This is a genomic window from uncultured Kriegella sp., assembly GCF_963975415.1.
Taxonomy (GTDB): Bacteria; Bacteroidota; Bacteroidia; order Flavobacteriales; family Flavobacteriaceae; genus Kriegella.
In genome coordinates this window covers 65210-79216 of the sequence record NZ_CAXBGN010000017.1, presented here as the reverse complement: position 1 = coordinate 79216, position 14007 = coordinate 65210, and the positions used below count along the sequence as shown (strand labels likewise).

At 40.2% G+C, this 14007-nt stretch carries 8 protein-coding genes; 5 read left to right on the top strand and 3 right to left on the bottom strand.

What is annotated here, in order from left to right:
* From AACZ88_RS22925 to AACZ88_RS22915, 3 genes are all read left to right on the top strand, one after another.
* Positions 1–1732: gliding motility-associated C-terminal domain-containing protein (locus AACZ88_RS22925; RefSeq protein WP_339715820.1), on the top strand; the 1732-nt coding region annotated here is incomplete at its 5' end.
* Between the two features lie 28 nt (positions 1733–1760).
* Positions 1761–2696 carry a type IX secretion system membrane protein PorP/SprF gene (locus AACZ88_RS22920; RefSeq protein WP_339715825.1) on the top strand — a complete coding sequence of 312 codons (936 nt, stop codon included), beginning with the start codon at positions 1761–1763 and terminating at the stop codon, positions 2694–2696.
* Between the two features lie 1253 nt (positions 2697–3949).
* Positions 3950–4798, top strand: coding sequence for a universal stress protein (locus tag AACZ88_RS22915; RefSeq protein ID WP_339715817.1), 849 nt, complete (start codon positions 3950–3952; stop codon positions 4796–4798).
* A 145-nt stretch (positions 4799–4943) separates the two neighbouring features.
* Here AACZ88_RS22915 and AACZ88_RS22910 read toward each other — a convergent pair whose 3' ends face one another.
* Genes AACZ88_RS22910 through AACZ88_RS22900 form a run of 3 tightly spaced genes read right to left on the bottom strand, consistent with a single transcriptional unit; the run spans position 4944 to position 8292 of the window.
* Positions 4944–5693 (bottom strand): succinate dehydrogenase/fumarate reductase iron-sulfur subunit, encoded by a 750-nt coding sequence (locus AACZ88_RS22910; protein WP_339715814.1) that lies wholly within the window; start codon positions 5691–5693, stop codon positions 4944–4946.
* 6 nt (positions 5694–5699) lie between these two features.
* Positions 5700–7622 carry a fumarate reductase/succinate dehydrogenase flavoprotein subunit gene (locus AACZ88_RS22905; RefSeq protein WP_339715811.1) on the bottom strand — a complete coding sequence of 641 codons (1923 nt, stop codon included), beginning with the start codon at positions 7620–7622 and terminating at the stop codon, positions 5700–5702.
* Between the two features lie 4 nt (positions 7623–7626).
* Positions 7627–8292: a succinate dehydrogenase cytochrome b subunit gene (locus AACZ88_RS22900; protein WP_339715808.1), complete on the bottom strand. Its 666-nt coding sequence runs from the start codon at positions 8290–8292 to the stop codon at positions 7627–7629.
* Between the two features lie 714 nt (positions 8293–9006).
* Between AACZ88_RS22900 and AACZ88_RS22895 the strand changes: the two genes are divergently transcribed.
* Positions 9007–10914, top strand: coding sequence for a ThuA domain-containing protein (locus AACZ88_RS22895; protein WP_339715805.1), 1908 nt, complete (start codon positions 9007–9009; stop codon positions 10912–10914).
* A gap of 13 nt (positions 10915–10927) precedes the next feature.
* On the top strand, positions 10928–13795 hold the full coding sequence (locus AACZ88_RS22890; RefSeq protein WP_339715802.1) for a family 16 glycoside hydrolase: 2868 nt from the start codon (positions 10928–10930) through the stop codon (positions 13793–13795).
* Positions 13796–14007 lie beyond the last annotated feature (212 nt).

Here is a 14007-nt window from a genome sequence, read left to right as displayed (position 1 = left end):
CGACCTGGCCGGAAACCCCGCGACACAGGCCACACGGGATATCGTTCATGACGCGACCATTGAGATTGCTATAATTACACCTATTGAACTAAATAACATCGTCAATGATGAAGAAGATAATGATGTTGAAATCTCTGGTATGACCTCAGATGTTGAAGACAATCAAATTGTAACGATAACCCTCTCAGATGGTGTAAATACGGTTACCTCAACAACTACGGTTTTTGATGGTTCATGGACAGCGATCGATATTGATATTTCTGGACTTACAAACGGTCCAATTTCGGTAAGCGCTGATGTAGCCGATGTAGCGGGAAATGTAGCTAATGATCTAGAAACAATAGTACTTGATAATACGTCGCCTATTGCAGATAGCTTCAGTACAATAGATACTACTCCTGTCTTAACTGGTAAAGGGGATGTAAATGAAAATCTAATCATTGAGTTAGATACCAATAGTGACAATATAATTGATACCACATACAGCGTAATAACAGACACGAATGGTGATTGGAGTTTAGATACAGGTGCAACCGTCCCCGATAGTGGTACTTTCCCTGTACTCAATGATGAAGATGTAATTCAAATTAATGTTACAGATTCTTCTGGGAATTCAGGAACCGGCACAGTTACAATATCTCTTGACACCGATGGTGACGGATTAACCGAAAGCGATGAAACTACTTTAGGCACTGACCCTACCAATCCCGACTCAGACGGTGATGGCATCAATGACGGTCAAGAAGTAAATGTCGATAATACGGATCCATTAAACGACTGTGATTCCAATGGAGGCACTCCGCTTGGAAATAGTGATTGCGACAATGATGGACTGACAACAGATGAAGAGACTTCGTTAGGCACCGACCCCAACAATCCTGACACCGATGGTGATGGAGTTTCAGATGGTCAGGAAGCAACAGTAGATGGTACAAATCCATTAAACCCCTGTGATTCTATTGGAGGAACACCTCCTGTCACCGTAACATGTGATTCCGATGGCGATGGTGTCTTAGATGACCAAGAAGTTCTCGATGGTACAGATCCTGACGATGATTGTGATTCCATAGGTGGAACTCCATTAACTACCAGTGATTGTGATTCTGACGGACTCAATAATGCGGAAGAGGCAAGTCTTGGTTCCGATCCGAACAACCCCGACACGGATGGTGATGGTATCGACGACGGCCAGGAAGTAATTGACAACACCAATCCATTAGATGATTGTGATTCAAACGGAGGAATTCCTTTGCCAACCAGTGATTGTGACAGTGATGGCCTATCCAATTCCGAAGAAGAAACTATTGGTACCGACCCCAACGATCCTGATTCCGATGGCGATGGTATTCTAGACGGTCAAGAAGTCTCTGATAAGACCAATCCCTTGGATGGTTGTGATTCCATAGGAGGAACTCCGCCCGATGGCCTCGCATGCGATATCGAAATAGAGAGCGACCTTGTAAGTCCCGGTGTGAATAATGGAGCTTTCAGGATTCGGTTCATCGACCAATTTCCCGATAACACAGTAGAAGTCTACAACAGATGGGGGGTCAAGGTGTTCGAAACCAAGGCATACGACAACAATGAAAATGCTTTTCGCGGAATATCGAACGGCAGGGCTACCCTTAAAGTAAATGAAGAGCTGCCTGTTGGTGTCTACTTCTACATCATCAATTATAGGAACAATGGACAGTCAAAAACAAGATCTGGATACCTCTATATTAACCGATAATAAAATAACCATTACCAATACGAATAAAATGAAGAATATCATATTTCTATTATTGGCATTGTCATTTACTGGGGTGCTTAAGGCTCAGCAAGATGCCCAATATACACAATACATGTACAACACTCTGGCTGTAAATTCGGCATATGCGGGATCGAGAGGTGTACTCAGCATAGCGGCCCTGCACCGATCGCAGTGGGTGGGGCTCGACGGTGCGCCGACTACACAGACACTGAACCTTCATACTCCCGTTTCAAAAAGGGTCGGGCTCGGTCTTTCTATAGTGAACGATGAAATCGGAAACGGTACAAATCAAGATACGTATTTCGATATGGCCTTCTCATACACGGTTCCCACCTCAGAAACTGGAAAATTGTCCTTTGGTGTAAAAGCCGGTGGCCACCTATTGAATATAGACTTTAATCAATTACGAAACTACAATCCATCTTCTGCGCCCGTTAGTGAAGCAAGCATCGATAAAAAGTTCTCGCCCAACTTTGGTGCTGGAATATACTATCGTACCGATAAATTTTATGCCGGACTATCTATTCCTAACTTTTTGAAAACGGAACATTTCGAGGGCTCCGGAAATAGTTCTTCATATTTAGCAAAAGAAAGAATGAATTGGTATCTGATTTCTGGTTATGTATTTGATATCAATCCTGACTTCAAATTAAAACCTGCAATACTCTTCAAAGCTGTAAAAGGAGCTCCTTTACAAGTTGACCTGTCAACAAGTATTTTGTTAAAAGATAAATTCTCACTTGGACTGGCCTACAGATGGGATGCAGCCCTGAGTGCTCTTTTCGGCTTCCAGATTAACGAAAAATTAATGTTGGGATTAGCCTATGACCGTGAAACAACGGCACTCGGAAACACGGCTTTTAACGATGGATCTTTTGAACTATTTTTAAGATTTGAGCTCTTCACACGTTACAGAAATGTAATAACCCCAAGATTCTTCTAAAGTATGCCAAGATAAAAAACCAACTTTTTCAAAAAGTTCAAGGGTAGTTCAAAAATCCTTTGGTGAAAAATGATATTTTTTTTTACATATACTGGTGATATGCATTAGTAGCACTGATTGCATTTGAAATGTGATACAGCTTCTACGCAAAGAAAAAATCATTGAGATACAAAAGAACCTGTTAATTTATCTTCAGGGAGGCTCGACCACGGTGTTTTATAAGTAAAGGAATATTCACAAACTCCATTTCTCAAAATTATGGAGTTCAAAATCAAGCTACAATCAATACCATTAATAAATAATATAATCCCTACTAGGGGAGCCCACAATATTAAAACTTTGAATGATCAGTGTTACTTTTCAAATTATGAGGGCGGCAATCCTCCAAAGAAACTAAATCAATACTTAAGTCAGCTTGATGAAGGTAGTTGTTCCGTATTTTGCAGTTTAGGCATCATCAAAAGCTATAAAATTGGTATTCCTGTTAACTTTTTAAGCGGTATCGGCAACACTATCATACCCAAAAGCCTCATTTACGTTTCTTAAAATTCAGAATATTGTAAGCCCCAATCCTGCTTTAATTCAACAGTTTTTCAAACCAAGCTGTGATTGATCAAGTTCTGTTTAAATTCAGGAAGCCCCTTATGCATCGATAAAGCTAGGAGTGAGCAAAATGGTTGCAGTATTGAACAAATCGACATGAAGTCGTCTACGACGTAATAAAAAAATCTACTGGTCGAGAATTCCCCGATCGGGGAATTCCTCCCCATTGAAGAATATTATCTCCTTCAATAAAAAACAAATTAACAACTGATTATCAATTACTTAAAAACAAATCATTTGCCCATTCACATTATAGGCACGCCATTTGCCATATAAAGTACAAAGCTATACCTTCAAAAGTGATGCCGCCAAGAATGATGAAGTGTCACTACTTTCCCCAAAGGTAGTCAGTCAAAATTGCGAGTGATGTCAACGTTTAGATGGCATTCAACATAAAAATCGATTAAAAACAAGAGAACAAGCCAACAGATATTGGCGTACTACGGGCACGGAAAGCTAAATAATATAACAATCCTAATCTTGACAAAGATAAAAGGTAGCGAATATGTAAAAAAATATTGGAAGCTAAAAAAGGGTATCCAAAACTTTGATAAACACTATTATCTAAACCAGCCATAACTTTAGACGTACAGGTAAAAAAGGTTTAATGCTCTAAGCTATCTATCGGCAAACATTTAAGAACAAAAATTATGACAAAAAGGCTTTTATTGACTACCGACTTTTCGAAAAACTCATGGAATGCAATTCAATATGCGATAAAGCTCTATGAAAATCAGAATTGCGATTTTTATATTCTGAATACCTACACAAAAGATACGCATGGCCTTAATAACTATACGCTTTTAGATCCCGACGAGTCATTCAATAAACTTATGGAGAAGCGTTCAATGCAGGGTTTGGGTGATACCATGGTGCGGTTGACTTTTGAAAACAATAACGCAAATCATCGTTTTCATACACTATCAAGATCCAATGTATTTTTAGATGCTGTTAAGGAGGTTGTCGAAAATATGCGAATCGACATGATAATTATGGGTGCCAAGGGCATGACGAATGAACGACAAGGTAAATATGGCAAGAACACTCTGGCCGTTATCGAAAACGTTAGAAAATGTCCTGTTTTGATAGTCCCAAGAAAAGTGACCTTCAACAGACCTGAAGAAATTGTTCTCGCCACTAATTATGGTAGCGATTTTAATGTCGGCGAGATCAAATACTTAGCTGAAATTGCAAAAATGATCAATGCGAAAATACAAGTACTGAGCTTGGCTAATGACGGCTATTTGACATCCCTACAAAAAAAGAACAAACTGCGATTGCAAAAATTCTTAAAGGATATTGATGATAACGGCAAAATACTGCATAATGGAAAATCGTTAGGCAAATTAAACAGCTTCGTTGAAACCAAGCATAGCAATATCATTAGCTATATCGCCAAGAAACCATCTTTTTGGAAAAAACTGGGATTTGGGAAACCGACCACCTTAGGCAAATTGGGGTACTACGAAAATATACCGGTCTTAGCTCTGCATGGGTAGCGATAAAATAGGGTACAGTTTTTAAATATTAGGCATATAAAACAACCTTTTTAACAGACATTTACTGAAGCCGGGTTACACCTATGCGACAATTCGTTTCGATGATGGTTTGATTATTCCCGAACGGGCCATTTTACCTAACAGTTTATTTATTGTTTAGAATTTTCGCTTTGTTATACTCATAATTCATCCGGGCGATGTTGAGTACCGAAATATTCTCAGGGCATTCCACTTGACAAGCTTCGGTATTGGTACAATGTCCGAAACCCTCCTCTTCCATTTGCTTGACCATGGCCACCACCCTTTTTTTAGTCTCTGTTTGACCCTGTGGCAAAAACTCCAATTGAGTAATCTTGGCACTTGTAAATAATGCGGCACTCGAATTTTTACAAGTTGCCACACAGGCTCCGCAACCGATACATGCAGCGGAATCAAAGGCAGCTTCTGCAATTTCGTGAGCTATAGGAATACTGTTGGCCTCAGGTGCCTGGCCGGTATCTACCGACACATACCCTCCCGCGGTGATAATGTGGTCTAACGAGGAGCGATTGATTTTCAGGTCTCTTACTATGGGAAAAGCGGTTGCCTTAAAAGGTTCTACGTATATCGTATCCCCATCGCTAAACGAGCGCATATGAAGCTGACAGGTAGTGGTATTTTTTAACGGACCATGGGCTATGCCATTTATCATCATCCCGCATTGACCGCATATACCTTCCCTGCAATCATGGTCGAATTCTATGGGACGTTCTCCTTTTTTGGCCAATTTCAAATTCAAAATGTCCAACAGCTCCAAAAAAGACATTTCTTGATGTACATCATTCAAGACGTATTCTTTAAATCCCCCTTTGCTCTGGTTGCTCTTTTGCCGCCATACTTTTAAACGTATTTTCATAATCTTTTATTTATAACTCCTCACGGAAGGTGTTACTGTTTCGAATATTAAGGTTTCCTTATTCAATACCGGGGTCGAGGGCCCCTTGTTCCATTCCCATGCCGAAGAATAGCAAAATTGATCATCGTTCCGTTTGGCTTCGCCTTCATCGGTTTGATATTCAATTCTGAAATGCGCGCCACAAGATTCTTCCCTTTGCAGGGCATCAATACACATCAGTTCTGCAACTTCCAGATAATCTGCTACCCTACCCGCCTTCTCCAACTCGCTGTTCACTTCTGAAGCATCCCCAGGCACCATTAGATCTTTCTTAAACTCTTTTCGCAATTTTCGAATGATTTCAATGGCCTTTTCAAGGCCTTCTTTAGAACGGGAAAGACCACATTTGTCGTAAAGTTCACTTCCCAGTTCTTTGTGAAATTCTGAGGCAGTTTTGCTTCCCTTGGTGGCTAAAAAACCTTCCAACTGTTTTTTAACGGCTTGTTCGGCCTTGTCAAACTCGGGATGATCAATAGCTGTTTTTGGACTGCTGATTTCATCCGCAAGAAAATTCTGAAGGGTATAGGGCAAAACAAAATAGCCATCAACACATGCCTGTAGTAAGGAGTTAGCGCCCAATCTATTAGCGCCATGATCCGAAAAATTGGCCTCTCCAATAGCGAAAAGTCCTGGAATAGTGGTCATTAGCTCATAATCTACCCAAAGCCCTCCCATTGAAAAATGGGCAGCGGGGGAAATTTTCATCGGCTCTAAGTAAGCATCTATACCGGTAATTTTTTTGTACATATTGAACAGGTTACCATAGCGTTCTACAATAATATCTTTTCCATACTCTTCTAACGCCCTTGAAAAATCTAGGTAAACCGCATTTTTTAACGCACCAACGCCTTTACCTTCGTCTATTTGTTCTTTGGCCGACCGAGATGCAATATCCCGCGGTGCAAGGTTTCCAAAAGCCGGATATTTACGTTCTAAATAATAATCCCGTTCGTTTTCTGGAATGTCATTGGCTTTTCGAGCATCGTTTTTATCCTTCGGCACCCAAATTCTACCATCATTCCGTAATGACTCTGACATCAAGGTAAGTTTAGACTGATATTCTCCGCTTTGTGGTAAACAGGTAGGGTGAATTTGTGTCCAGCTGGGGTTGGCCATAAATGCCCCTTTTTTATGGGCCCGCCAAATGGCAGAGGCATTGCAGCCCATTGCCAAGGTTGAGAGGTAATAGATTTTTCCAAAACCTCCGGTAGCCAGTACAACGGCGTGAGCTCCATGGCGCTCAATTATTCCAGTGTCTAAATTTCTGGCAATAATCCCTTTGGCCTTACCATCAATGAGCACAAGATCCAGCATTTCGTGTCGTGCATATAAGCTGACCTTGCCTGTATTGACTTGTCGCATTAAAGCTTGATAGGAACCTAATAATAATTGTTGCCCTGTCTGGCCCCGCGCGTAAAAGGTTCGAGACACCTGCACACCGCCAAAAGAACGATTTCTAAGGTAGCCGCCGTATTCCCTGGCAAATGGGACACCCTGCGCAGTTGCCTGATCTATCAAATTGGCCGAGCATTCGGCAAGGCGATAGGTATTCGCTTCCCGAGACCGAAAATCTCCTCCCTTTAACGTGTCGTAAAACATTCGATACACACTATCCCCATCATTTTTATAATTCTTTGCCGCATTTACCCCTCCCTGTGCCGCCACAGAATGCGCTCTTCTAGGGGAATCTTGAAAACAAAAACTCTTTACGTTATAGCCCATCTCGGCAAGTGAGGCAGCTGCTGAAGCTCCTGCCAAACCGGTTCCCACAACGATAATTTCTAGTTTTTTTCGGTTATTAGGACTTACCAGTTTGGCTTTCTTTTTATAATTGTTCCACTTTTCACTAAGCGGCCCTTCCGGAATTTTTGCATTTAAATAATTTTCCATTGCCTTAATGGTTTAGATAAATATAGATTGGTATGATGATATAGCCCACAGTCATAATAAGAGCATACGCCATTCCTGAAAATTTCACTATTTTGGAGTATATAGGATGGTAGAGGCCCAAAGTTCTATATGCACTAAATACCCCGTGCATCAGATGGTACCCTAGAGCGATAATGGCGACGACATATAGCATGACATACCATAATTGATCAAATGCCTCAATAACGAGTGTATACAAATCTTTGTTCCCATGTTCATCCAAAGCAAGCTCCCCAAATTTAAATTGGTACCAAAAGTCTTTGAAGTGAATGATCAAAAAGAGAAAAACAATACTCCCTAAAAACATCATGTTGCGGGAATACCATTTACTGGCCCTTCCCCTTTTATCCTTGGCATAGCCCGACCCGTTGGCCTTTTTGCTTTTTAGCGTTAGGTATATGGCATCTATGGTATGTAATAAGATGCATAGATAAAGAACAAGGGCTATCACCTTTACTATGATATTGTCGGCCAGTAAGTGACTATACCAATTATACTGTACTCTAGCGGTTTCCCCCGGTAACAGAAGCTGAAGGTTACCGAATAAATGGATGATGAGGAAAAACGAAAGAAAAAGGCCTGTTAGTGCCATTAAATTCTTGCGCGTCAGCGCATTTTTAACATACCACATGATTGATTAGTTTTTGTTTACAATTTTCGCTGAACTCATTATCAGGATTTGTGGAACAACTATAGACACATCTGCTGAGCGTATTGCAAAATTCATGAATGAACCTATTGTTAAACATGATATATGTCATGATTCTTGCTTTTAAGCTGAAATAGCATTGTTATTCAACAATTTAAAAGTTCTTGGTGTATGTTTAATTTGCTTTGATAGCTATCTTTTTTGCATTCATATCTAAAAAAGAAGGTTTTAAAATGGATGGTTACCATAGCGGAAACCGGAAATGCCAAAAAATGCACTTTTGCACATATAGAAGACAGCAGACCTAACAGCCCGCTCGGAAATTTCATTTTAGAAACTCTTCTAGCTAATGATTCTGCTGTTGAATCGTACTTTGCTTACACGAATTCGCATAACGGTAAAATTACTCTAGAGGTATACGCCAGAAGTAAATGAATGATATTCAGCCAGAAAAGCTATAATAGAAAGAGCATTTTTAAAGTAAATTCCATAATTTTCAAATATTGTTCGAGGTTTTTTCTTTCAACCACCAAGGAACTATGAATATTGAAATCGGCATGCTGAAAAGGAAGGATTAAAACAAGAGCTCATACGAGAGAATATGGTCTTGGCGCTTCAATCACCTTGGTGCAAATACGGGCTGTTCATATTCAATACTTTCGCGTTGCCAAAGGAGAATAATAAAAAGCAAAGATTATGAAATATTACTTCTATAAGAAATTTGTTATTGCAGTTTCAATTTTATTTTATAATGTAATCATTGTTAAGGCCCAAATAAAAAACCCCTCTTTTGAAAAAGATCCAATAACTGGTGAGAGACAGATCGTAAAAAAGCTCAAAGGCTGGGCCATTGGCAAGGGTAATGTCGAATTGATTGCGAGTAACGTATTTTCTGCGGTTGAAGGAAACCAAGTTCTAGACTTAAATGGAGACCAACCCGGGCATATTACGCAGAATATAAAAGGGCTTAAAAAATCTACCGATTATACTTTGAAGTTTGAATATGCGGACCAAAAAGGAAGACAGCACACCGATCAAACGCTATTGGCCACTGCCGATGTTATTATTAATGGGGAAACGATTAAAACACTCCGAAACCTATCGCCAGCACCTAATTATATTGGAGGTATAGGGTTCGGTTTTAAATCAACCGTTAATGGAACCGCCACTATAGAATTTGTTTCTACCACTAAAGGCGATATGGGGTTGGTAATTGACAACCTTAGAATAGAAGAGGGATCGCCTAGGAAACCGCCAGTTAACAATTATTTAGTAAATGGTGGTTTTGAAATGGAGGTGGTCAGCGAAAGTGGAAATCCTCATTTATATGGGGAGCAACTCCCGGGTTGGTTAATTATGCAAGAGAATATCGATCTTATTGCCATTGACCGTTTTGGTTCACCAAGTGGGAAATGGGTAATCGATTTGGGGGGTCATGGGCCTGGTGGCATAGCACAAACCATTACCGACTTATCACCAGGGATTAACTATCGTTTATCAGCATTATATTCCCGTCATCAATATTGGGATCAGCAGGATCCGCTTACTGGTGAAATCTTTATTGACAATGCCTTGGTGTTAAGCTTGAACAGGGACAAATTGGCAAAAGCACCACGTTGGGAAAGGATAACGCACGATTTTACTGCACCCTCAGATGGAGAGATCACGCTCTCCTTGTTTTCAACAGCCCATAAAGTAGGTGGTGGAATTTTATATGACGATATTAAGATTGAAAAAGTTAGTGATATTGTTAAACCTAAAAAAATACCCGTATTGATTATTGATGGTTTCAGCAATCACAATTGGGAATTGAACACTGAATATTTACAAAAAATATTGGAGTCTACCGGAAAGTTTAAAGTATCGGTAAGCACCTGCCCCAATCAAAAAGAAAATGAATCGGAGTGGGAAAATTGGAATCCTGATTTTAATTCTTATCCCGTTGTTATACAGACGTGCAATAATATTTTTAAAGAAGATAGTTTGCAATGGCCCGATCATGTAAAGCAAGCTTTTGAACAATATGTGACAGAAGGCGGTGGGGTTTACATGTATCATGGGGCGACCAATGCCTTTAAAGGGTGGCCTGCATATAATAAAATGTTGGCTTTAGGATGGCGAAATAAGGATTTTGGCGTAGCCGTAACCATTAATGACAAAGAAGAGCTGGAGATTATTCCAAAAGGAGATGGTGAGAACACCGGGCATGGTGAACGTACAGATGCCCTGGTAACCCGAATAGTCGGTCATCCCATTCATACTGGTATGCCAAAATCTTGGAAAGCTGCCGATGTAGAGATTTACCGATATGGAAGAGGTACTACCGAAAACCTGGAAGTATTATCGTATGCCAAGGACCCAAAAACGGAGTTAAACTTCCCTATGGAATGGACGGTTAAATTTGGAAAAGGCAGGGTTTATTGTTCTACCTGTGGCCATTTGTGGAAAGACCAAGAATGGCCCCCAAATATACGCTGTGCTGCATTTCAACAATCCGTGGTGAGAGCCTTACAATGGTTAAGTGGAAATGTGGTCGATAATTATGTGGAACCCGATTTCCCAACCTCTGAAAGTACCGTTTTAAGACCTCCTATTTTAGACTAAACTTTTATAAAGTATGATGTGTAAAGTAAAATATTCTATTGCTACAAAAACTTTCAACACCTATTTAATTCTGTTCGCTGCTATTTCCCTTTCCTTTTTGTCATGCGGCGGAGAAGAAACAAAAATAGATTCAACTATTGAAAGAGATACAGACCCGCTTGATAATTACACCGATTGGTCAATTTACAGGGGCGATAAAAAGGGTAATCAATATTCAGAATTGGCACAAATCCATGCTGCGAATGTACATCGGTTAGAGTTGGCGTGGCAATACCGAACAGGTGATGCCTCCAAAAACTCATCCATTCAGGTTAATCCTATAATTGTTGATGGACTACTATATATTTCTACCCCTAGTTTAAATGCTGTAGCTTTAGACGCCGCAACGGGAAAAGAAGTCTGGGTTTTCAATTCTTCAAAATTTAATGAAAATCAAACTGTTTTTAAGGGTAGAACAAGAGGGGTTACCTATTGGAGTTCTAAAGATGGTAACGACCAACGTATTTTTCTTTTTGTCAAAAATAGGGTGTATGCTTTAGAGGCGAAAACAGGAAAACTCATTGCCTCATTTGGTACAAACGGACATATTGATTTACGGGAAAATTTAGAGATTGATATTGATAAAGCATCCATTGAAGTAACTTCGCCCGGTATTGTTTATGAAAACTTTTTAATTGTAGGTTCCCGGGTTCCCGAGGGTTATGATTCAACCCCCGGTAATATTAGAGCTTATGATGCCGTAACAGGAGATTTTAAATGGGTTTTCCGTACGATTCCCAAAGAAGGTGATTTTGGCTTTGATACCTGGCAATTTAAGGAAGGGGAAACGTATGGTGGGGCCAATACGTGGAGCGGTTTTACGGTTGACGAAAAACGCGGTTGGGTATTTTTGGCTACAGGTTCGCCAGCTTATGATTTTTATGGGGGAAATAGGAAAGGTAAAAACCTATTTGGTAATTGTGTTTTGGCCCTCAATGCAAAAACCGGTGAGCGAATTTGGCATTATCAAACTGTTCATCATGATATCTGGGACTACGATAATCCTTCAGCTCCGATTTTGATAACAATTAACAAGGGCGAAGAGAAAAAGGATGCGGCAGTTCAACTAACAAAAATGGGACTGGTATTTGTGCTGGATAGAGAAACGGGAGAGCCGCTTTTTCCGAGCTTGGAAACCCCTGTTCCAAAATCACAGGTTGAGGGTGAAGAAGCATGGCCTACACAACCCATCCCGACCAAACCACTTCCCTTAAGTCGCCAAGGTATCACAGCAGCCGATTTAACTACTATTTCTCCAGAGTCCCATGAATATGCCAGAAAAAAGTTCAACAACTTTATGTCAGCAAGTTTATATACCCCACCTTCGGAAAGGGGAACAATAACAAGCCCGAGTGTGTTAGGAGGCGTCGAGTGGCAAGGCGGGTCTTATGACCCCTACACCAATATTCTTTATGTTAATTCCAACAATGTAGCTAGTATATCCAAGCTAAAAAAAATGTACGAAACTACGGATGGTTCCAACTTAACAAATTTGCAGTTGGGCAACCAAATATATATTAAAAACTGTGCCTCTTGTCATGGTCTAAACCGCTCCGGGGTACCTCCAACATATCCCTCGGTAATTCATTTGGACAAAACAAAAGAAGAGATTGCAACAATCATTACAAACGGCAAAAACATAATGCCGGCTTTTTCACAATTTAGCCCTAGAGATCTTAATGCCATTAGCGATTTTATTATGAGCAATGATACCATTTCCAATAATAAAAAAGATGTTTTGGAAACTAAGACAACGTACACACATACGGGATATAATCTTTTTTTAGACCAAAATGGGTATCCTGCCACTAGTCCGCCTTGGGGAACATTAAGTGCCATTGATATGGGTACAGGTGATTATGTATGGAAAAAGCCTTTAGGGGAATATCCAGAATTGGTAGCACAAAATATTCGCAATACGGGAACCTTAAACTATGGCGGGGCCGTATCAACAGCAGGGGGCGTTGTTTTTATCGCTGCTACGGCAGACGAAAAATTCAGGGCCTTTGAAAAAAGTCGTGGCAATATTTTATGGGAGTACGATTTACCTGTGGGTGGATACGCTACACCTAGCGTTTATATGCAGAATGGACGTCAGTATGTAGCCATAGTAGCTGGAGGTGGCGGTAAGAACAATACCGCTTCTGGGGATTATGTAATGGTATTTGCTTTACCGGAGGATAATGACAATACCGCTGAAACTTTAAAGAATAGTAAGACGGACTCCGATGGATGGATTTCTCTTTTTAATGGTGAAACGTTGGATGGATGGGTACATATGAACGGTTCTCACACCTATGCAGTCGAGGATGGTGCGATTATCGGAAGAACTACGGAAAAAAGTCCAAATTCCTTTTTATGCTCTCTTCAAGAGTTTGAAAATTTTGAATTGGAATGTGAAGTTACCGTTGATGACATTACAAACCAAGGCATTCAATTTCGTTCCTCCGTTCGACCAGTTACCGAAAAGGATCAAGACGCTTGGAGAGCAGGAAGGGTTTGGGGGCCCCAACTGGAAATACGTAGAAAGATGGGTGAAAAATCTATTACAACGGGGTTGCTTTATGGTGAAGCATTGGGAACCGGTTGGCTTTCTTCGAAAGAAAAAGTAGAAAACGGACATGATTATTTTATTTCTGAAGGATGGAACAAAATTAGGATTGTTGCCAATGGCCCAAGAATTCAAACTTTTGTAAATGGTCACTTGATCGAAGATTTAGTAAACGATGATGTATACAAAACCCACCCTAAAGGCTTTATCGCATTACAAATTCATGGAATTAAAGGTGAACGCCAATTCACAATGCAATGGCGGAATATTAAAATTCGTCCAATAAAATAACCCCTATCGACCTAAATTCATAAAAAACACCTTTTATAAATTCGTCGGTGGAATTGGTGCTAACCACCGGGTAACCGTCGGATAATACAACGGGGCGCACACCTTTTGACGCCATCTTAGCATTTTCCTTTGACTTTTAATAGCTCGGTTTGTTGATACTCAAGAATTTCACTGGAACAGAAAGCAGTTTAATCTTCTTAATTACTCCTAAA